Origin of the sequence: Natronococcus occultus SP4 (genome assembly GCF_000328685.1) — an archaeon.
GTDB lineage: Archaea > Halobacteriota > Halobacteria > Halobacteriales > Natrialbaceae > Natronococcus > Natronococcus occultus.
On record NC_019974.1, the window covers coordinates 1,506,737 to 1,528,140 of the forward strand.

The 21,404-nt window shown below is 65.9% G+C and carries 18 protein-coding genes; 8 read left to right on the forward strand and 10 right to left on the reverse strand.

Annotated features, from left to right (window positions below):
* Positions 1-73: 73 nt before the first annotated feature.
* Positions 74-1,489 carry an FAD-dependent oxidoreductase gene (locus tag NATOC_RS07395; protein WP_015320804.1) on the reverse strand — a complete coding sequence of 472 codons (1,416 nt, stop codon included), beginning with the start codon at positions 1,487-1,489 and terminating at the stop codon, positions 74-76.
* A 265-nt stretch (positions 1,490-1,754) separates the two neighbouring features.
* Here NATOC_RS07395 and thyA point away from each other — a divergent pair, with 265 nt between their 5' ends.
* Positions 1,755-2,771: a thymidylate synthase gene (gene thyA, locus NATOC_RS07400; RefSeq protein ID WP_015320805.1), complete on the forward strand. Its 1,017-nt coding sequence runs from the start codon at positions 1,755-1,757 to the stop codon at positions 2,769-2,771.
* A complete protein-coding gene (locus NATOC_RS07405; RefSeq protein ID WP_015320806.1) occupies positions 2,768-3,304 on the forward strand; it encodes a dihydrofolate reductase in 537 nt (178 codons plus the stop codon). The genes thyA and NATOC_RS07405 overlap by 4 nt, the downstream gene beginning before the upstream one ends.
* Before the next feature lie 96 nt (positions 3,305-3,400).
* Here NATOC_RS07405 and NATOC_RS07410 read toward each other — a convergent pair whose 3' ends face one another.
* On the reverse strand, positions 3,401-5,134 hold the full coding sequence (locus tag NATOC_RS07410) for a cation:proton antiporter (protein ID WP_015320807.1): 1,734 nt from the start codon (positions 5,132-5,134) through the stop codon (positions 3,401-3,403).
* The gene (locus tag NATOC_RS07415) at positions 5,127-6,812 is read right to left on the reverse strand and encodes a cation:proton antiporter (RefSeq protein WP_015320808.1); all 1,686 of its coding nucleotides are present in this window, start codon (positions 6,810-6,812) and stop codon (positions 5,127-5,129) included. The genes NATOC_RS07410 and NATOC_RS07415 overlap by 8 nt, the downstream gene beginning before the upstream one ends.
* Positions 6,813-7,092: 280 nt before the next feature.
* On the opposite strand from NATOC_RS07415, the gene acnA reads away from it, so the two are divergent.
* From acnA to NATOC_RS07430, 3 genes are all read left to right on the forward strand, one after another.
* Positions 7,093-9,855 (forward strand): aconitate hydratase AcnA, encoded by a 2,763-nt coding sequence (gene acnA / locus NATOC_RS07420; RefSeq protein ID WP_015320809.1) that lies wholly within the window; start codon positions 7,093-7,095, stop codon positions 9,853-9,855.
* 118 nt (positions 9,856-9,973) lie between these two features.
* A complete protein-coding gene (locus NATOC_RS07425) occupies positions 9,974-10,702 on the forward strand; it encodes an alanyl-tRNA editing protein (RefSeq protein WP_015320810.1) in 729 nt (242 codons plus the stop codon).
* Between the two features lie 111 nt (positions 10,703-10,813).
* Positions 10,814-13,012: a thioredoxin domain-containing protein gene (locus NATOC_RS07430; RefSeq protein ID WP_015320811.1), complete on the forward strand. Its 2,199-nt coding sequence runs from the start codon at positions 10,814-10,816 to the stop codon at positions 13,010-13,012.
* Here the strand turns inward: NATOC_RS07430 and NATOC_RS07435 are convergent.
* Complete coding sequence (locus NATOC_RS07435) at positions 13,009-13,395, reverse strand: TlpA family protein disulfide reductase (RefSeq protein WP_015320812.1); 387 nt, start codon at positions 13,393-13,395, stop codon at positions 13,009-13,011. The genes NATOC_RS07430 and NATOC_RS07435 overlap by 4 nt on opposite strands.
* Positions 13,396-13,485: 90 nt before the next feature.
* Between NATOC_RS07435 and NATOC_RS07440 the strand changes: the two genes are divergently transcribed.
* The 3 genes from NATOC_RS07440 to NATOC_RS07450 all read left to right on the forward strand — a co-directional run bounded on the left by NATOC_RS07440 (position 13,486) and on the right by NATOC_RS07450 (position 16,259).
* A complete protein-coding gene (locus tag NATOC_RS07440; RefSeq protein ID WP_015320813.1) occupies positions 13,486-14,544 on the forward strand; it encodes a Leu/Phe/Val dehydrogenase in 1,059 nt (352 codons plus the stop codon).
* A gap of 69 nt (positions 14,545-14,613) precedes the next feature.
* Entirely contained in the window at positions 14,614-15,591 is a 978-nt protein-coding gene (locus tag NATOC_RS07445) for a PLP-dependent cysteine synthase family protein (protein ID WP_015320814.1), read from the forward strand.
* A 62-nt stretch (positions 15,592-15,653) separates the two neighbouring features.
* Positions 15,654-16,259: a hypothetical protein gene (locus tag NATOC_RS07450; RefSeq protein ID WP_015320815.1), complete on the forward strand. Its 606-nt coding sequence runs from the start codon at positions 15,654-15,656 to the stop codon at positions 16,257-16,259.
* Between the two features lie 12 nt (positions 16,260-16,271).
* Here the strand turns inward: NATOC_RS07450 and NATOC_RS07455 are convergent, their stop codons facing one another.
* The 6 genes from NATOC_RS07455 to cyaB all read right to left on the reverse strand — a co-directional run bounded on the left by NATOC_RS07455 (position 16,272) and on the right by cyaB (position 21,357).
* The gene (locus tag NATOC_RS07455) at positions 16,272-16,793 is read right to left on the reverse strand and encodes a DUF5804 family protein (protein ID WP_015320816.1); all 522 of its coding nucleotides are present in this window, start codon (positions 16,791-16,793) and stop codon (positions 16,272-16,274) included.
* A 53-nt stretch (positions 16,794-16,846) separates the two neighbouring features.
* Entirely contained in the window at positions 16,847-17,284 is a 438-nt protein-coding gene (locus tag NATOC_RS07460) for a universal stress protein (protein ID WP_015320817.1), read from the reverse strand.
* A 73-nt stretch (positions 17,285-17,357) separates the two neighbouring features.
* Positions 17,358-18,536: a tRNA sulfurtransferase gene (locus NATOC_RS07465; protein ID WP_015320818.1), complete on the reverse strand. Its 1,179-nt coding sequence runs from the start codon at positions 18,534-18,536 to the stop codon at positions 17,358-17,360.
* A gap of 49 nt (positions 18,537-18,585) precedes the next feature.
* The gene (locus tag NATOC_RS07470; RefSeq protein ID WP_015320819.1) at positions 18,586-19,476 is read right to left on the reverse strand and encodes a dihydrodipicolinate synthase family protein; all 891 of its coding nucleotides are present in this window, start codon (positions 19,474-19,476) and stop codon (positions 18,586-18,588) included.
* A 47-nt stretch (positions 19,477-19,523) separates the two neighbouring features.
* Complete coding sequence (locus NATOC_RS07475; RefSeq protein WP_015320820.1) at positions 19,524-20,729, reverse strand: methionine adenosyltransferase; 1,206 nt, start codon at positions 20,727-20,729, stop codon at positions 19,524-19,526.
* A gap of 79 nt (positions 20,730-20,808) precedes the next feature.
* A complete protein-coding gene (gene cyaB, locus NATOC_RS07480; protein ID WP_015320821.1) occupies positions 20,809-21,357 on the reverse strand; it encodes a class IV adenylate cyclase in 549 nt (182 codons plus the stop codon).
* Positions 21,358-21,404 lie beyond the last annotated feature (47 nt).

A 21,404-nucleotide genomic window follows, 5' to 3' on the forward strand; every position in this document is an offset into this window, starting at 1 on the left:
GCCCTTTGTGCGAGCGAAAAGTATGCACGAGTACGGGTATCCTACTCGAGTCCGCCACCGCGAGCGGTCGCGCTCAGTCGTCCGCGCTCGGCGAGGGCTCGAGGGGTGCGCCGGCGTCCTCGTCGTCGGCGTCGACGTCCGTCTCGGCGTCACCCGGACGCGGGAAGTGCTCGATGGTCGCTTCGCGGAAGGCGTCCTCGTCGAACTCGTAGTCGCCGTCGAGGAACTCGAGCAGGGTGTGGGTGTCCCGCATCGCGTTTTTCAGACAGGTCGAGGCGCCCGGCGAGGGGGTGATGTTGAAGATGACGTCGTCGCCGACGATCTTGGCCTCGCCCATGTCGAGGGATTTCGTCTCGGTGTCGACGATCTGGGGACGGACCCCGCCGTACCCCTTCGCGCGCTCGATGTCGTCGAGTTCGACGCTGGGAACGACCTTCTGGACGTGGGGCAGGAACTGCTTCGGACCGACGTTCGGTACGTCGTAGACCAGGTTCCGCAGCACGTACGGCAGGAGGATCCGATCCGAGAGGATGTTCGCGTAGCTGAGAAACGCCGCGGCGTTGAGCCCGAAGACGTCGAGAAAGTCCGTGACCGTAGAGATACGTCCTCGCTCGAGGGTCGGGACGAGCTTCGCGGTCGGCCCGAACCGCGTGATCGAGGAATCGTGGACGTCGGCGTCGCCGTGGACCGCAGCGAAGGGGAGCTTCTTCATCTGGAGGGTGTAGACCTTCCCGTTGAGCAGATCGTCCGCGAGGAAGAAACTCCCCGCGACCGGGAGCAGAACCTTGTTCTCGCCGTAACCGAGCTCCTTTGCGATCTGGAGGCTGTGGGAGCCGGCGGCGACGACGGACGCGTCACAGTCGAACCGGCCCTCGGTCGTCTCGATCGTGTAGCCGTCGAGCGTCGGCGTGATGTCTTTGACCTTCGTCCCGGTGTAAACGTCGACGCCAGCCTCTTCGCGTGCGAGTTCGACGAACGACTGGGTCGTCGCGCCGTAGTCGACGACGTAGCCGTCGGGCGTCTGGAGCGCGCGCAGCTCCGTGTCGTCGTCTCGGCCCTCGACGACTTTCGGCTCGAGTTCGGCAATCTCCTCGCGGCCGATCGAGCGCAGCTTCGGGAACAGGTCGCCGAAGCCGTCGCCCTCGTAGCGACGCTCGAGCTCCGCGACTTCCTCTTGGCCCACGCCGAGTACCATCTTGCTGCGCTTGTCGTGCATCTCCCGGTCGGGGTCGTGGTTCTCGAGGTAGCCGGCGAGGAGCTCGGCGCCCTCCTTGACATCTCGAGCCTTCTCGAGGGTGTAGTTGGTCTCGATGTCCCCGAAGTGCAGCGTCTGGGAGTTGTTCGTGTGATCGGAGTTGATCGCCGCGATCTCGTCCTCTTTCTCGATCAGTGCGATAGAGTCGATATCGGTGAACGTCGCCGTCGTGTACAGCAGCGACGCGCCGCTGATGCCGCCGCCGACGATAACGAGGTCGTATTTGCCAGACATTGTTATGGTGGCCGCTACTTGCCCAACTCGAGTCCAGACGTATAACTCATATTTTTTGTCGGAGAATTCGTCAATCGACGAAAACCGTCTCGACGAGGGTTGTGCCGTCCTCGAACGACGGGCTCTCAACCGAGCCAACGGGCGTTGCAGTGCTTCCGATAGCTATCATATCACTCACCTAATGTGATCGGTCCACTGTCAGTCGAACCGGTTGCGGGCACGCGAAACACAAGCAAATTATCCGGCCACTGCGAAAGGCGCGCCAATGCGACAGTACCTCGATCTCGTCGACGCGGTGCTCTCGGGAGGCACCCACAAACCCAACCGGACCGGGGTCGACACGATCTCGTCGTTCAGCGAACACTACGAGGTCGACCTCCGGGAGGGGTTCCCGCTGTTGACGACAAAAAAGATGGACGGCTACCGCTGGAACTCGATGCTCCACGAGGTCGCCTGGTATCTCTCGGGGCAGGAACACATCCGAGAGCTGCGCGAGGAGACCAAGATCTGGGACGCCTGGGCCGACGAGGACGGCCACCTCGACACCGCCTACGGACGGTTCTGGCGTCGGTATCCGGTTCCCGACGAGGACGCACAGCTCGGGAGCGAGAGCTGGCCCGACGAGCACCACCGCTGGGTCACCGAGGAAGACGACGGCCGCCGGACCTTCGACCAGCTCCAGTACGTCGTCGACACGCTCTCGGATGCGCCGAACTCCCGACGGCTTGTGGTCAACGCCTGGCACCCCGCGAACGCGGCCGTCTCGACGCTGCCGCCCTGCCATTATTCGTTCGTCTTCAACGTTCAGGGCGACCGACTGAACTGCCACCTGACCCAGCGCTCGGGCGACGTCGCGCTCGGGGTGCCGTTCAACATCGCGGCCTACGCGCTCCTGACGAAGATCGTCGCCGAACAGACCGGGTTCGAGCCCGGAACCTTCGCCCACACCGTCGTCGACGCCCACGTCTACTGCGGGCGCGGCGAGCGGGGCAAGTGGTACGCCGACAACCTCGCGGACCTGCAGTCCCGGCTCGCCGACGTCGAAAAGCGCGAGGAGTACCTCGCGGTCAAGGAGTGGCTCGAGAGCGAAGCGCCGGCCGAGGCCGACGGCGATGAGCGCCTCGATCACGTCCCCGGTTTGCTCGAGCAGTGTTCCCGGGAGCCCCTCGAACGGCCGACCCTCGAGATCGGCGACGCCTCGATCGACGACTTCTCGGTGGCGGACCTCGAGCTTCGGGAGTACGACTCCCACGAGGGACTCCGGTTCGCGGTGGCCGAATGACGGGGACCGACCCTGCGCTCGAGACCGAGCTCGAACTCGCCGGGATCGTCGCCGTCGCCGACAACGGCGTCATCGGGCGGGACGGCGAGATGCCCTGGCACATCCCGGCGGATCTGCAACACTTCAAGGAGGCGACGATGGACCACCCCGTGATCATGGGACGGGTGACCTACGAGGGGATCCTCGAGGCACTGGGCGAGCCGCTGCCGGGGCGGACGACGGTCGTCCTCACGAGCCGGGCGCTCGAGACGCCCGAGGACGTCGTCCTCGCCCGCGACCTCGAAGATGCCCTCGAGACGGCCGAGCGCGCGGCCGAGGAGCGCCACGACGGCGGCGACACCGCCTTCGTCGCGGGTGGGGCGACCGTTTACGAACAGTTCCTGCCCGTTCTCGATCGGCTGATCGTCACCGAGATCCACGACGCTCCCGACGGCGACACCGAGTTCCCCGACTGGGACCGCGACGATTGGACCGAGGTCGAGCGCGACGAGCGTGACGGGTTCGCGTTCGTCGAGTACGTCCGCGAGGAGTGACGGTCGAGTCGATCGCCGACACGGTCGCCCGCGCGCCCGAGACCGACTCGTCGGGACGACCGCGCTCGAGCGCGGTCGAATCCGCTTCCGGCGTAGCTACTCATCGGCACGGGTGTCCTCACTCATGACTTTCGACATCGGTACGAATCCCCGTCCGCGCTCACGGAGCACAGTCGTCGCTTCGCGCAAGTGCGCTATTTCACGCTGTCGAAGCTGGGTAGTGTCACCATCAGCCGCAGAGAGTTCGCGGATCACCTCGAGAAGCCGTTCCGAGGCGAGCAAGTCGGGGACCGCGACGTAGGTTGCACCCGCTTCGAACAGTTCGAGCGCTTCGTCCGTGTTTTTCGCGCGGACGATGACGTCGGGATCACGAACGCGTGACAGAAGCGTATCCGAGAGGATTCGATCCGCGGTTGTCGAATAGACGAGGCGGCTCTCGGAGACGTTCGCTAACTGTAACGTATCCTCGACCATCGCGTCGCCGAACACGTAGTACTCTCGCTCCGCTCGTACCCGAGACAGCTGTGCGGGATCGTGGTCGATTACGACGACGTCGATTCCGAGATCGTCGCAAACGGCGGCGATTCGTGAACCGAGTATTCCGTATCCGATGATAACGACGTGGTCGGTGAGATCGGAATCGACGCGGCTTCGCGTTCGGAGCTGCTCGTGGCTCGAGCTAAAGACGTCCGCCCGAGCAACGATCCTCGAAAGCGTCTCGTCGTACTGTTTGGTGGCCGCAGACGTAATCATCGTAATCGCGGACGCCAGGATGATCGCCTGAAACACCGGCTCCGAGATCCGCTCGAGCAACAGTGCCTGAATAGCGATGATGAGCGCGAACTCGCTGACCTGATCGAGCGTGAAACTCGTCAGGCAGGCGGTGCGTGTCTCGTACCCTCGGCGAAGCAGCAACACGACCATCACGAGCGGTTTGACGAAAACCACGAACAGCGTGAGAAGCCCGGCGATCAGCACGACTTCGAGGAGTGCCGTCGTCGTCGCCGGGATCGTAACGAGGCTTCCGAGCGTCACGAAGAAGATCGCGCTGAAGAAGGTGTTGAGCGAGTCCAGACCGGAAAGCAGTGCGAGGTTGTTCGGAAAGTCTCGAGTCACTGCGAGCCCCGCAGCGAAGGCGCCAACGGCGATCGAGACCTCGAACGCTACGGAGCTTCCGATAAACGCGATCAGAAGTCCGATTCCGGAGAGGATAATGAGCTCGTCGTTGTCGCCGGAAAGTTTCACGAGCCAGTCGAAGGCATAAACCCGAAAGAGAACCGCGGTGGCGAGCAGAATTACGCCGTATCCGAGTTTGAGTGCGACTCCGTCGAGTGTGAAGACCGCTGCACTGAGGACGAGCAGGACCGCGATCGCGAACAGGTCCTGAATGAAATGAATGGACTGGACGAGCCGTCCGTGAACGAGATTGAGGTAGATCTCTCGCCTGAAGAGGCTCTGACCGACGAGCGAGGAACTGAGTGCTGCGGCGATAGCGAAGTACGCCGCATCGAGCGTCTCGAGACCGACCCCGAGTGCTACTGCGAGCGCTGCACCCCCGACGATCACGAGCTGTGCAGCAGCGACGTGCTCGCTGTCTTTCGCAATCGTTCGGAATCTACCCGGTTCGACGTTTACCCCGAAGATGAACACCAGAAATGCGATCCCCCACTGGGCGAGTTCCAGCGTCAGGTCGTCGCCAACGAGCGGAGGCAACACCAACCCAGCGACGATGTAGACCGGTACGGCGGGGATCGGAAACCGGTTCGTTGCGACTAGCAGGACTGCAGCGAGAATGAAAATCGTCGCCAGCGTGACGAGGAGATCACTCATTCGGCTCCCCCCAGTGCATCCGACCGTAGTCGCGCTCGCGAACCGCTTCGAACGAATCTGGGTCCGTGAAGTACGTCCGAAGCTGCTCTTCGATCATATCTTGCGTCAGGACCGTGCTGTGGATGACGAAATCGGCACCCCGATCGTACAGCTCGAACGCGTCGTCGATCTGGTCCGCTTCGGCGAAGACGATCGCGTCGTCGCGTGTCGCCTCGAGCAGCGTTTTGTTGACGTCTACCTCCACGGACGTACTGAGTGCAAACGCCGCCCGTTCGAGCTTCGCTTCGGCGCGAAGCTCGCTGAACTTGAAGTCCCCACGTATCAGGTCGTATCCCTCGTCGTACAGGTACTCAGCATCTCCAGGATTTCGGTCGATGATGACGACCTCGCCGTACTCTTCACGGAGCAGTGGGAGCACGTCTCTGGTGATCTCGTCGTGCCCGATGATGACTGCGTGATCCCGACGTGCGACGAGTTCGTCGTCGGACTCTCCCTCCCGCTTGAACCGTTCTAAGTACGGTTCGGCGATGGCGTACAACCGATAGTTGTAGTTGAGAAGATACGTCGAGGCGCTCATCGTGATGATCGCGACGAGGCTGAGATAGCCGAGGATTCCCTCGTCGACGAACCCCTGGGTCAGCGCCAACGCACCCAAGACCAACGAAAACTCGCTGACCTGCACCATGTTGAGCGAGCCGATGAACGACGTCTCGAGTGTGAACTGTTCGCGGTAGATGAGCGCGGCCATCACGACGAAGTTTGCGACCATGAGCACCACGGACGCGATCACCGCCTCTCGCCAGTACGCAAGCAGGTGCTCAGCCGTAAGCTGGAGGCCGATGCTCGTAAAGAAGACGAGCATGAAGAAGTCGGTAATCGGCCGGATCTCCTCCGAAAGTTGCGTACTCTGTGGCACCTGTGCGAGGCTGATGCCCGCGATAAACGCGCCCATCTCGATCGAGAGGCCGAGCTGATCCGACGCCGCGATGAAGAGAAACGCCCACGCGACACCGACGATGAACAGCACTTCCCGATCACCGGCGATTTCGGTAAACAGTCGCGGAAGAACGTATCGGGCTGCGACGTACGAGAAGACGGCAATGAGCACCATAAACACGAGCACGAATCCGACGCTCGTGAGGATCTCAACGGGGCTCTCGAGTGAGTCCGAACTCAAGATAGCGAGGAGGACGACCAGGTAAATGTTCTGAAGAATGAGGACGCCGATATCGATTCGGCCGGGGAGCGTATCGAGCTGGTCGTTATCCTGAAGCACTTTGACGATAACAGGTGTCGCTCCGAAAACGGACGCAAGGCCGAGAACGAGTACCTCCGTCGGCTGAAACCCGAGTAGCCAGGCCACGCTGAGTGCCAGTGCGGTTTGTGCGACCGTTCCGAGAACGGTGAGGTTGACTATCGGTCGAAAGATCTCTCGAATGTCCTCGAAGCGAAGCTGGAGTCCGACGAGGAAGAGCAAGAATCCGAGTCCGAGCTCGGACATCGTGTCGATCAACTCGGTTTCCGTGACCAGTCCGAAGACCGCCGGGCCGATTATCAAGCCGGTGAAGATGTACCCGACGAGCACCGGCTGTCCGGTGAGCCGTGCGGCGTAGCCGAGCCCGATAGCGACCAGAATAATAAACGCAAATTCGGCGGCCAGCGCAACCGTTCCAGTCATCGAACGTGTGTCCGGATCACGACTCTCTGTGTATGAGTCTATCCTTTCCAAATCCCGGAAATTCCAGGCCGATCGATGTAGTGGCGGCTGTTATCCCACAGTGTCCGATCAAATGCGGCCACTAGATACTTTTGGCTGTGGGCGCTACCGCGGCTGATACCGCTCCCGTCGAACTCCTCGAGCTACTGAAACGCACACCCTGACCGCCAAATATAGGGAGTATATGTTCTCTAGGGAATATTCTCGAGGGATTCAAATACCACGGGTTCGCAGCTCGAGTATGGTAGTTGATGAGTTCTCGGAGGCGATCCGGGAGTTCGAACACGGCGGCGAGACGTACAAGATGGCGGACCTCACGGTCCTCGAGGAGCGGGAGCTCTGCGATCTCGAGAAACTGCCGGTGAGCATTCGGATCCTGCTCGAGTCGGTGCTGCGAAACGCCGACGGCGACCGGATCGACGCCGAGTCGATCCGCGCCGCGGCGTCCTGGGAGCCGGACGTCCCGGACGCCGAGGTTCCCTTCACGGTGTCGCGGGTCGTCCTGCAGGACCTGACCGGAGTTCCCGCAGTGGTGGACCTCGCGGCGCTGCGTTCGGCCGCCGAGCGCGAGGACGTCGACCCGACGGTCGTCGAGCCCGAGGTTCCCTGCGACCTCGTGATCGACCACAGCGTGCAGGTCGACCACTTCGGCAGCGAGGACGCCTACGAGAAAAACGTCGAGATCGAGTACGAGCGCAACGAGGAGCGCTATCGCGCGATCAAGTGGGCCCAGCAAGCGTTCGACGAGTTCAACGTCGTCCCGCCAGGGACGGGGATCGTCCACCAGGTCAACCTGGAGCACCTCGGCCGCGTCGTCCACGAGCGCGAGGAAGACGGCGAGCAGTGGCTCTACCCGGACACGCTCGTCGGCACCGACAGCCACACCCCGATGATCGGTGGCATCGGCGTCGTCGGCTGGGGTGTCGGCGGGATCGAGGCCGAGGCAGCCTTGCTCGGCCAGCCGATCAACATGAGCCTGCCGGAGGTCGTCGGCGTCCGCCTCGAGGGCGAACTCCCCGAGGGCGCGACCGCCACCGACCTCGTGCTCCACATCACCGAGAAACTGCGTGAGGTCGGCGTCGTCGACAAGTTTGTCGAGTTCTTCGGCCCCGGCGTCGCCGAGCTCTCGGTCGCCGACCGGGCGACCATCTCGAACATGGCCCCCGAGCAGGGGTCGACGATCAGCATGTTCCCCGTCGACGAGAAGACCCTCGAGTACCTCGAACTCACGGGACGGGATCCCGACCACGTCGAACTCGTCCGCGAGTACCTCGAGGCCCAGGGGCTGTTCGGCGAGCAGGAGCCCGAGTACACCGAAACGGTCGAGTTCGACCTCGGCGACGTCGAGCCGAGCCTCGCGGGCCACAAGAAACCCCACCAGCGCATCCCGATGGGCGACTTAGACGCGCACTTCCCGGCCCTCCTGCAGGAGGAAGGCGTCCTCGGCGCTGGCGGTGAGCCCGCAATTGGGGATGGGAGCGGTGCGGCCGCCGCGGAAGGGACCGACGCCGGACCCGGCCTCGCGTTAGACGAGAAAGTTCCCGTCGAACTCGAGGACGGGACCGAGATCGAGATCGGTCACGGCGACGTCCTCGTCAGCGCGATCACGAGCTGTACGAACACCTCGAACCCGTCGGTGATGGTCGCTGCGGGGCTGCTTGCCCGCAACGCCGCCGAACTCGGACTCGCGGTGCCCGACTACGTCAAGACGAGCCTCGCGCCCGGCAGCCGCGTCGTCACGGAGTACCTGAAACGTGCGGACCTGCTCGAGGACTTAGAGGAGCTGGGCTATCATGTCGTCGGCTACGGCTGTACGACCTGTATCGGCAACTCGGGGCCGCTTCCGGAACCGATCGAGAACGCGATCGACGACCACGATCTCTGGACGACGAGCGTCCTCTCCGGAAATCGGAACTTCGAGGCCCGAATCCACCCGAAGATCAAGGCGAACTACCTCGCCAGCCCGCCACTGGTCGTCGCCTACGGGCTCGCCGGAACGATGGACGTCGACCTCGAGACCGAGCCGCTCGGCACGAACGACGACGGCGAAGCGGTGTACCTCGAAGACGTCTGGCCGGACGCCGAGGAGATCCGCGAGACGATCCACGACACCGTCTCTCCCGAAATGTTCGAAGAGAAGTACGCCAGCGTCTACGAGGGCGACGAGCGCTGGGAGGCCCTGGACGCCCCCGAGGGCGACGTCTACGACTGGGACGAGGAGTCGACCTACATTCGCGAGCCGCCGTTCTTCCGAGACTTCCCGCTCGAGAAGCCCGGCGTCGACAACGTCGAGGACGCCCGTGCGCTGTTGACCCTCGGTGACACGGTCACGACCGACCACATCAGTCCTGCCGGACTCTTCAGCGAGGACCTGCCCGCCGGCCAGTGGCTCGAAGAGCGCGGCGTACCGGTCCACGAGTTCAACACTTACGGCTCCCGTCGCGGGAACCACGAAGTCATGATGCGGGGGACGTTCGCCAACGTCCGTATCGAGAACGAGATGGTAGACGGGAAGGAGGGCGGCTACACGATCCACCACCCCTCCGGTGAGGAAACCACGGTCTTCGAGGCCAGCGAGCGCTACCGCGAGGAAGACACGCCACTGATCGTGATGGCCGGCGAGGAGCTCGGCACCGGCTCGAGCCGCGACTGGGCCGCCAAGGGGACCGACCTGCTGGGCATCCGCGCGACGATCGGCAAGAGCTACGAGCGCATCTACCGCGACAACCTCATCGGGATGGGCGTCCTCCCGCTGCAGTTTGCTGAGGGCGAGGGCTGGGCGGAACTGGGCCTCGCAGGCGACGAACAGTACACGATCGACGGGCTCGAGGACGGCCTCGAACCCAACGCCGAACTGACCGTCACCGCCGAAGACGACGACGGCGAGACGACGGAGTTCACGGTGACCGCACAGGTCGACACGCCGATGGCGGTCGAGTACGTCGAGAACGGCGGCGTCTTGCACCTCGTGTTGCGGCGGCTGCTGCAGGAAGAGACGAACTGACCTCGACCGGAGCCGACTCGCTCGACGGGGCCGTTCGAACCCGACGAGCGCGAAGACGGGGTCGTCCGCCGGAGAGTGAGCGTCAGCGTCTTTGGGGTTCCGTACACAACGTCGATCGATGACCGACCTGCGATACCTCCCCGACGCGGACGACGTGACCACGTTCACCGCCACGATCACGGAGACCACCCAGGACAGCGTCTTCCTCGACGGAACCTACTTCTACCCCGAGGGCGGTGGCCAGCCCGCCGACCGCGGCGCCCTCGAGTGGGACGGCGGCCGCGCGGACGTAGTCGATGTCCGGAAGGATCACGGCGACGTGCGCCACGACGTCGAACTCCGAACGGGGGAACTCCCGGCCGAGGGGACGACGGTCGAGGGTCGGATCGACGAGGACCGTCGCCGCAAACTGAGCCGGATGCACACCGCCCAACACGTCGTCTCCCGCGTCGTCCTCGACGAATACGGGGCGAGTACCGCCGGCAATCAGGTGTATCCCGATCGGTCGCGGATCGACTTCGAGCCCGCGTCGTTCGACGACGAGGACCTCGAACGCATCGAACGCCGGTCGAACGAGGCTATCGATCGAGACCTGTCGCTGGTCAAGGAGAACCGTCCGCGGTCAATCGTCGAGGAGCGGGTCGACGAGGGTCGCGTACCGTTGGATCTGATCCCCGACTCCGTCGACCCGCTCCGCGTGGTCGAGATCGAGGGGTTCGATCGCTGTCCCTGCGGCGGCACCCACGTGTCTCGGCTCGGCGAGATCGGTCGGCTAACCGTCACCGACCACGTGTCGAAGGGCGAGGACACCGAACGGATCGAGTTCGAACTCGAGGACGCGACCTGAGCGACGGCTCCGCGTTCCGGTTACGAGAGCGGGGGCTCGACGCGTCGTCACGGCCGTCCTCGCGTTTGCGGGTACGTCGAGCTTTTCCGGCGTCCGATCGTAGGGCGTCCCATGAGTACTCCGACCGAGCGCAATCGGCTCGACGAGGAGGAGAGTCCCTACCTGCGCCAGCACGCGGACAACCCCGTCAACTGGCAACCGTGGGACGAGCGGGCCCTCGAGACCGCGCGCGAACAGGACAAGCCGATCTTCCTCTCGATCGGCTACTCGGCGTGTCACTGGTGTCACGTCATGGAGGAGGAGAGCTTCGCCGACGAGGAGGTCGCCGAGGTGTTAAACGAGGAGTTCGTCCCGATCAAGGTCGACCGTGAGGAACGGCCAGACGTCGACAGCATCTACATGACGGTCTGCCAGCTCGTCAGCGGGCGGGGCGGCTGGCCGCTGTCGGCCTGGCTCACCCCCGAGGGGAAGCCGTTCTACGTCGGCACGTACTTCCCGAAGCACTCGAAACGCGGCCAGCCGGGCTTTCTGGACCTCATCGAGGGACTGGCCGACTCCTGGAAGACCGACCGCGAGGAGATCGAGAACCGGGCCGAGGAGTGGACCGCGGCCGCGACGGACCGCCTCGAGGAGACGCCCGACTCGATCGGCGCCGCGGAGCCGCCATCCAGCGACGTCTTAGAGCGGGCGGCCGACGCCGCCCTCCGCAGCGCCGACCGCCAGAACGGCGGGTTCGGCTCCGGCGGGCCGAAGTTCCCCCAGCCCGCCCGGCTGCGAGTCCTCGCCCGGGCGTACGACCGCACCGGACGCGACGAGTACCGCGAGGTCCTCGAGGGGTCGCTCACCGCCATGATCGAGGGCGGCCTCTACGACCACGTCGGCGGCGGCTTTCATCGGTACTGCGTCGACGAGGACTGGACGGTCCCCCACTTCGAGAAGATGCTGTACGACAACGCCGAGATCCCCCGCGCCCTGCTGGCGGGCTACCAGCTTACCGGCGACGAACGGTACGCCGACTCCGTCCGGGACACCCTCGAGTTCGTCTCCCGGGAGCTAACCCACGCCGAGGGCGGCTTCTTCTCGACGCTGGACGCCCAGAGCGAGGACCCCGCGACCGGCGAGCGCGAGGAGGGGGCCTTCTTCGTCTGGACGCCCGCGGAGGTCCGGGAGGTCCTCGGAGACGAGACCGACGCCGAGCTCTTCTGTGCTCGGTACGACATCACCGAGTCGGGCAACTTCGGGGGGCAGAACCAGCCGAACGTCGTCGCCTCGATCTCGGAGCTCGCAGAGCGGTTCGACCTCGCGGCCGAGACGGTCGAGCAGCGCCTCGAGGACGCCCGGGCGGAGCTGTTCGAGGCCCGCGAGGAACGTCCTCGACCGAACCGCGACGAGAAGGTGCTGGCGAGCTGGAACGGCCTGATGATCGCGACGTGTGCGGAGGCCGGGCTCGCGCTGGGCGAGGACCGCTATGCGGGAATGGCAGTCGACGCCCTCGAGTTCGTTCGCGATCGGCTCTGGGACGCCGAGGAGGGACGGCTCTCGCGGCGATTCAAAGACGGTGACGTCGCCGTGCAGGGCTACCTCGAGGACTACGCCTTCCTCGCGCGCGGCGCACTGGGCTGTTACGAGGCCACCGGGGAGGTCGAGCACCTCGCGTTCGCGCTCGAGCTGGCCCGCGTCATCGAGGCCGAGTTCTACGACGCCGAGCGCGAGACGATCTACTTCACCCCCGAGAGCGGCGAGTCGCTGGTCACGCGACCCCAGGAGCTCAACGATCAGTCGACGCCCTCGGCGACGGGCGTCGCGGTCGAGACCCTGCTCGCGCTGGACGGGTTCGCGGGCGAGGGATCGACGAGTCCTCGTGAAGACGGCGACGCGGAGTTCGAGGAGATCGCGGCGTCGGTCCTGCGGACCCACGCGGGCCGTCTCGAGTCGAACGCGCTCCAGCACGCCACGTTGTGTCTCGCCGCGGATCGCCTCGAGTCGGGCGCGCTCGAGGTGACCGTCGCGGCCGACGAGGTGCCCGCCGAGTGGCGCGCGGCGTTCGCCTCGCGGTACCTGCCTGATCGACTGTTCGCGCCGCGACCGCCGACCGAGGACGGGCTCTCCGAGTGGCTCGACGAGCTGGAGCTCGAGTCGGCGCCAACGATCTGGGCCGGCCGCGAGGCTCGCGACGGTGAGCCGACGCTGTACGTCTGCAGAAATCGGACCTGTTCGCCGCCGACCCACGACGTCGACGAGGCCCTCGACTGGCTCGAGGGCTCGGGCGGGATCGACGAGGACGTCGACGCCGACGACGTGCCGTTCTAGTCGGCGGTTTCGGGTTCGCCCTCGACCTCGAGTTCCCGGGCGAGCCAGACCGCCGGCGGGACGTCCTCGTCCTCGACGAAGCGGACGACTTCCTCGCCCGATCCGTCCTCGACGACGATCGTGGGGATGTACTCGATATCGTACTCATCGACGCCGGGGCCCTGCTTGTCCTGATCGAGGGCGATCTCGTCGATTCGCTCGTCGGGGACCCCCGCGGCTTCGAGGGCTGCGCCGAAGTCGGGCAGCAGGGCACGGCAGTCCTTGCACCAGTCCCCGCCCCACACCTTGTAGGTGAGGTCCTCGCGGGCCGCGAGCGCGTCGACAGTGTCCTCGTAGGAGGCGGCGTCCCACGTCGGATTGGGTCGCATGGTTTCGAGACTCATACCCGCGAGTTTCGGCCCCGAGGGCTTAACGGCCGCGCTTCGGTGGGCGGATCGGTGGTATTTTTACGGGAAGGGAAAAGATTATTACGTATGGTATTTGACTCGATCGGCGACGCCGGCCACGAACAGGTATCGTACTTCACCGATCCCGAAACGGGGCTGCGAGCGATCGTCGCGATCCACGACACGACCTTAGGACCCTCCCTGGGCGGCACGCGGATCCTCGACTACGACTCCGAGGACGCAGCCCTCGAGGACGTCCTGCGGCTCTCGGAGGCGATGACCTACAAGGCCGCCGCCGCGGATCTCCCGCTGGGGGGCGGGAAGGCCGTCGTCCTCGGCGATCCCGAGGAGGTGACGGCCGAGCCGGTGCTCGAGGCCTACGGTCGCGCCGTCGATCGCCTGGGCGGGCGCTACATCACGTCGGTCGACATCAACTCGAGCGCCGCGGAGATGGACGTCGTCGCCCGGGAGACCGACCACGTCGTCGGCACGACCGACGGGCTCCAGAACCCGTCGGCGGTGACGGCACACGGGGTGTTCTGCGGGATCCGGGCCTGCGTCGATCACGTCTACGGCGAGGACGATCTGGAGGGGCTCGAGGTCGTCGTTCAGGGTCTGGGGAAGGTCGGGCGGTCGCTGGCCGAGGAACTGCTCGAGGCCGGCGCCGCGGTGACGGTCTCGGACGTCGATCGGGAGGCCCTCGAGGCGTTCGCGACCGAACACGGCGCGGGGACGGTCGAGCCCGACGCCGTCTACGAACGCTCCTGCGATGTCTTCGCCCCCTGTGCGGTCGGCGGAATTCTCAACGACGACACCATCCCCCAACTGGAGTGTGATATCGTTTCCGGCGCCGCGAACAACGTGCTAGCCGAGCGCCGCCACGCCGAGGCGCTTCGCGAGCGCGGAATCCTGTACGCGCCCGATTACGTGATCAACGCCGGCGGGCTGGTCACCGTCGCCAAGGACCACTTCGGCGGCACATACGAGGAGGCCTACGCGGAGGCCGAGGCGATCGAAGCACGGCTGCGCGGGATGATCGAGCGCGCCGACGAGGAGGGGACGACCGTCCTCGACGCGGCCGAGACCTACGCCGAGGAGCGGATCGCGGGCGCGGACGGCGAGTCGCGGTCGATGCCGCAGCCCTAGGGTCGCGAACACCGGCACGACATGCGAGGGCCAGTACGGGTTTACGTCTCCGCTGCCTACGCGCTCGCAATGAAGGGAAGTATCCTGGACACGATCGGCTCGCCGCTCGTCCAGGTCGACTCGCCGGAGGGCGCGACCGTCGCCGCGAAGGTCGAATCCTTCAACCCCGGAGGATCGGCCAAGGATCGGCCGGCTCTCGAGATGATCCGCACGGCCGAACAGGAGGGACTGATCGAGCCCGGCGACTGGCTCGTCGAGCCGACCAGCGGCAACACCGGAATCGGTCTCGCGCTGGTCGCGGCCGCGCGGGGCTACGACCTCACGATCGTGATGCCGGCCTCGAAATCCGAGGAGCGACGCCGAATCATGGCCGCCTACGGCGCCGAGCTCGAACTCGTCGAGGGTGAGATGGAGGCGGCCCGCGAGCGTGCCGACGAGCTCGAGGCCAAGGGAGCGGTCCAGCTCGGCCAGTTCGAGAACCCCGCCAACCCGCAGGCCCACTACCGGACGACCGGGGAGGAGATCCTCGAGCAGGTCGGCGACCGCGAGATCGACGCCTTCGTCGCCGGCGTCGGCACCGGGGGCACCCTCTCGGGAACGGGACGACGGCTCCGCGAAGAGTTCCCCGAGATGGAGATCGTCGCCGTCGAGCCGGCCGAAAACGCCGTCCTCTCGACGGGCGAACCCGGCGACGACGACTTCCAGGGGATGGGTCCGGGCTTCGTCAGCGACAACCTCGACGTCGACCTGATCGACCGCGTCGAGACGGTCCGTCTCGAGGACGCCGAAGACGAGTGTCGTCGGCTGGCCCGCGAGGAGGGTGTCCTCGTCGGCCAGTCCAGCGGTGCGACGAGCCTCGTCGCGAACCTGATCGCCGAGGAGATCGCCGAGCCCGAGGCCGGCTGTCCCGAGCTTCCGGACGTCTTCGACCGACAGCCCCAGGCGACCCCCGAGACCGACGGTGGCACCCCCGGGGACTGCCCGCTCGTCGTCACCGTCTTCTGGGACAGCGGCGAGCGCTACCTCTCGACCGGCCTTTTCAACTGATCGGTACAATACCCCTTTCACCTTGCCGAACGTTCTTTGTACTAGATATCATCTAAACGAGTATGGAACGCCGATCCAGGCGGGCGCTGTTGAGCGCAGTGACGGGAGCGGCCACGCTGCTTGCGGGTTGTATCGCGGACGAGCTCGGCGACGAATCGAACGAGAGCGACGACGGAACGGGTTCGAACGGCGACGACGAAGCGGACGACGGAAACGAGAGCGACGAGGCGGCCAACGGAAACGGGAGCGACGACGCGGTAGACGAGACGGCGTTTACCACCCCGGAACCACGGGAGGAGCCGGCCGTCGCGTTGCTTACCGACCGCGATGGCGCCGACGACTGGTTCGCGGTCCGGGACGTCGACGACGACGTCGGCACGTTCCTCGAGGACACTGCGTTCGACGACGCGTCGGTGATCGTCCTCGAAGCCCGCGCGCCGAACCTGTGTTACGAACTCGGCCTCGAGTCGGTGACGATCGAAGACGGGGTCACGATCAAGGCGGTCGTCGACGACGATGACGCCGCCGGCTGTGCACAACAGGAAGCGACGACGGGACAGCTCGTTGGGCTCTCGGAGGGCGGTGAGCCGGTCACGGACGGAACCGTAACGATCGTCGATCACGACGCCGCGACCCACGAGTTCGACCTCGACGAGGACGCCGAGTAGCCCGCGGGCGGGCTACGGGGAGTACTCGGCCTCGGTGAGCCGGACGACGAGTGTCTCCGCGACGTCTCGGAGGTCGTACTCGGGGAGGTCGCCGTCGGTCCGACGGACGTACAGCGGCTCGACGAGCCGCGGTCGTGTCCGCGACGCGTCGGTCGGGTCGCCGTCGGTTCCGTCCTCGTCGTCGTTCGGGTCCGTATCTGGGCGTTCGAGCCCATAGATCTTGCAGAACTCGCCGGTGTCGTCGGCCTCGAGGACGCCGTTTCGCAGCTCGTCGGCAAGCGACCGCGAGAGCCACTCCGTCCCGCTGACCGAGGGCTCTCGGACGAGCGCCTCGTCGACGAACCGGGTGAGATACCAGTCCAGATCGTTCAGCAGCGAGATCGCCGCGCCGACGCTGACGGTTCGAACGGCGAGGGAGTTCTCGAAGGGGCGCTCGAGGTCGTAGGTTGCAAGCGCCTCGCGGGAGGTCTCCCGGGAGAGGAGCTCGTACTGAAGGTTCACCTCGGGATCGCCGACGAGACAGACGCGGGTCACTGCCGGGTGTTGGCGGATCGCGATAATGGGCGTTTCGTCTCCCGACGGAGCCGTCACTCGATCTCGGAGTCGCGTCTGACGATCAGCACGTCCGCGGGCGCTTCGTTGACGACGTACTTCGAGACGGTGCCAAGGAGCTTCTCCGACACGCCGTCCGCGCCGGTCGAGCCGATGACGATCGCGCCGATATCGTGGTCGTCGGCGTAGGTTTCGATCGCCGTTCGCGGGATCCCGGTCGTTACGGTCGACTCGACCGCGATTCCGGCGTCGGCCGCGTTGCGTTCGAGTCGCTCGATGACGCTCCGGGCCGCTTTTCGCTCCTCGGCAATCTTCTCCGCCAGTCCCTTCTGCTCCGGATCCTCGCGAGACTTCTCGACGACGTAGAGCACGTGCAGCTCGGCGTTGTACTGCTTTGCCATCCGGATCGCCCGCTTCGCGGCCAGCTCGGCGTTGTCGCTGCCGTCGGTCGGACAGAGAACCCGCTCGTACATATGCTGATTTGCGTTCCTCGAGGGGAAAACGATCCCTCCTGAATAATCGTGGGTGTCACACCGACGGGTGCGTTTATGGCTCGACGAGCTTCGCGTTTCGGGCGGCCTCCTCGGCTCGCTCGAAGAGGTCGTCGGGTTCGGCCGCGAGCAGGGGCTCGAGCCGGGCGTTGGTCTCGGCCCGGTCGGGCGCGACGCGGTTACAGCCCGCGTCGATCGTCGACTCGGTGAACGTGCCGATCTCGCGGGCTTGCTCGACGATATCAGCCTTGTCGCGGGTCAAAAGCGGGCGATGGATCGGCAGGCGGGTCGCGCGGCTCGTCACCCCGAGATTCTGGACCGTCTGGCTCGACTTCTGGCCGACCGCCTCCCCGGTGACGATCCCGTGGGCGTCGACGCGCTCGGCCAGCACCTCCGCGGCCCGATAGAAAAAGCGCCGCATCGAGAGCATTCGGCCCTCCTCCATCTCCTCGACGAGGACGGAGATCGTCTCCCCGCCGGGAACCCTGTAGACCTCCATGTCGAAGTTCGGCGCGTACCCCGAGAGGACCCGGACGGTCTCCATCGCGCGGGCCTCGTGGTCGATCCCGCCGAACGGGCCCAGATCGACGTACACCGGGACGATCGGGCTCCCGCGTTTCATCGCCTCGTAGGCCGCGACGGGCGAGTCGATCCCGCCGCTGACCATCGCGATCACCGGCTCCTGGGCGCCAAGCGGCAGCCCGCCCGGCCCGGCCCGCTTCTCGAGGTAGACGAAGGCGACGTCCTCGCGGACCTCGACGCCGAAGGTGAGGTCGGGGTCGTCGAGGTCGACCTCGGGCTCGAACTCGTCGGCGACGGCCTCCCAGATCGCGGCTCCGCCCTCTCGCGCGAGGTCGTCGCTGTCGTAGGGTAAGCTCTTGTCCGCCCGGCGGGCGTCGACGGCGAACGATCCCCCGTCGTAGCGAGCCCGGGCGGTCTCGGCGAGGACCTCCAGGATCCGGTCTTTCTCGGTGCTCGTGGTCAGACACGGGCTCGCGGAGACGACTCCGAAGGTGTCTGCTGCGGCCGCGGTGGCGTCCTCGACCGCGTCCTCAGTGGTGTGGACAAGCGGTCGGCTCCAGCGGCGCTCGACCTCCCCGGGAACGGACCGGTCCGCGAGGATCGCCTCGAGGTTCTCCGCGAGGAGCCCCTCCATGTACCGCTTGACGGTGTTGCTCTTGGTGTTCAGGTCCCCGTGGCGGACGAGGACGGTGTCGGCTCCCGGCGGATGCATACCGGGTCGTAGCCGGGCCCGGGTATAAGGGGATTACGAGCCGCGGAGGTTAGCGTTCGGTGACCGCGAGCGCGTTCTCGAGGGTCGACTCGATCTCCGCGGCCGCCTCGTCGTCGGTCGCGACCAGGGGCGGTCGGACCTCGTCGGAGGGGAGTACGTCGCGCTGGACCAGCCCCGTCTTCGCCGCCTGGGCGAACCCGTAGGCGCCACAGGTTTCGAACAGCGGCGCGATCGCCGCCGACTGGAGCTGCTGGCCCCGGTCGGTGTCGGCCGTCTCGACCGTCTCGGCGAACGTCCGCGGGACGACGTTCGACAGGGCGTTGATCCCGCCGTCGCCGCCCAGTCGGATCGACGGAACCAGCAGGGAGTCATAGCCCATCAGACAGAGGAACTCGTCGGGGGTCTCCCGGACGAGCGACTGGAAGTAGGTCAGATCCCCGCTCGAATCCTTGATCCCGACGAACGCCTCGCGCTCGGCGAGGGCCGCGACGGTCTCGGGTTCGATCCGCTCGCCGGTGTACTGGGGGATGTTGTAGAGGACGATCGGCAGGGTCGTCTCCGCGGCCACCCGCTCGAAGAACCGTTCGTTCCCTTCCGGGGCGTTCGCCGGGGTGAAGTACGGCGGGACCAGCGCGGCCGCGTCGGCGCCGGCGTCCGCGGCGTTATCGACGTGGGTGACGGCCTCGTCGACGCTGGTCGCGCCCGAGCAGGCGACCACCGGGCCGTCGGCGTGGTCGACGGTCAGCTCGATCACGCGGCGACGCTCCTCGGGGCCGAGACTCGGAAACTCCCCGGAGGTGCCACAGGCGAAGACGCTATCGATCCCGCCCTCCCGGAGGTGTGCGAGCAGGTCGACGAGCGCGTCCTCGTCGATCGCGCCGTCGTCGAACGGCGTCACGGTCGGACAGCTGACACCACGGAGCGCGTTTCGCAGATCCATGGCTGGAGGCAGTAGCGCTCGAGTGAAAGTCGTTGCTGTCGCGGCGATCAGAACGTAGTGAGTTCGCCGTCGATCACCTGGCGGGTGATCTCGGTGACGTCGGCGAGTTCGCGGTCGACGATGACCTCGACGTCGTCCTCGACGTCCTCGAGCGCGACGTCCTCGTCGGTGACGACGTGAACGTCGGCGACGTGGGGCTGGTCGATCGGCCGCCCGATCTGGGAGAGCAGCCGCACCCGTAGATCGCGGATACCGTCGACGTCGTCGACGACCGATTCGGCGATCGAGGTCGAGAGCAGGTTGTAGATCTTCCCGATGTGGTTGACCGGGTTCTTTCCGCTGGTGGCCTCCATCGACATCGACCGGTTGGGCGTGATGAGCCCGTTCGCGCGGTTGCCGCGGCCGACCGAGCCGTCGTCGCCCTGCTCGGCGGAGGTGCCGGTGACGGTCAGATAGATCGACCCCTCCTCGTAGTCGTCGGCGGTGTTGACGTGGACGTCGACCTCGCGGTCGGTGTGGTCGCGGGCGACCTCGGTGACGAAGTCCCGAACCGACTCGACCGCCTCGGCGTACTCGTCGATGTCGGCGATGTACTCGTCGACCATCGCCGCGGCGACGGTGACGTCGATCTTCTCGCCCTCGCGTTTGCCCATGATCTTCACGTCGGGGCCGAGTTCGGGATGAGTACTCGCGTACTCGCCGTTCAGCTGCCGTTCGGCCTCGAGGACGATCCGTTCGGTCTCTGTCAGGGGCGCGTGGCCGACGCCGAAGCTCGTGTCGTTGGCCATCGGAACGCTGACCTCGTCTTCCCCGAAGACCTCCTGGAGATCGCCGCTGCCCTCGCCGAGCTTGACGTCGACGACGATATCCTCGCCGTAGGTAAGCTGTGGGATCGTCTCTTCGAGATACTCGCGGGCGGCACGCAGCGCAATCGTCTCGGCGGGGATCATCTGTCCCTCGTAGCGTTTGGTCGCACGGCCGACGATCAGCAGGTAGATGGGATCGACGACCTCGCCGCCGCCGAAGGCGGGCGCGGCCTCGCCGGCGACCAGCTGGGTCTCGTCGGTGTTGAAGTGCAACACCTCGCCGACGCGGTCGATGTATTCGCGGGCGAGCGCCCCGGCGACGCTCTCGGCGACGCCGTCGCAGATCGAGTCGGGGTGGCCGATCCCCTTTCGCTCGACGATCTCGACTTCCTGGTCCTCTACCGCCTGGCGGTCGATCGGCTCGACCCGGATGTTCCGTCCACTCATTGACGGGGATAGTCGGCTCGAGGTTCTATAACTTCCGGAAACAAATCTCGACAGAAAATACCCCGCGGTAATGCCTCGCTTAGGCGTCGTTCTCCAACAATAGCCCGAGATACGACGTGCGGATCTGTGCGCCGGGGTCGAGCCCGAGCCGTTCGAGGACGTCGAACGCACCCTCGCGGGCGTCCTCGAGGGCGTCCTCGTCGTCGACCTCGCGCTCGACCTCGACGTAGTCGCCGACGTCCTCGACCGAATCGAGGGTGATCGTGTACCCCTCGAGGGCGAACCGTTCGCGGTCCTTGCGGACCGTCGCGGCGGGCTCGAAGTCCAGTTTCGTCAGGACGGTGTCGACCTTCTCGCCGCTGCCGACGGCGGTCTCGACCTCCTCGCGGCTCTTCGACGTCTCATCGAGGAGCGGCCCCTTGTAGGTGAGCCGGGTCTCGTCGGGGGCGTCCTCGGGACGCTCCGTGCGGATCCGCAGCGCCTCGTCGGTTTCCGGAAAGGATCGGTGGGGGGCGTCGTAGTAGGTGTCGACCTGGACGACGGCGCCGGTCGGCGTCGCACCGAGCTCCGCCAGCCGATCCCTGACGGTCTCGAGATCGGCGGGAACCTTGACCTCGACCTCGTACATACCTGCGGGGACGGGGAGCGTCCGTAAGTATCGGTCGCTCTCGGGAG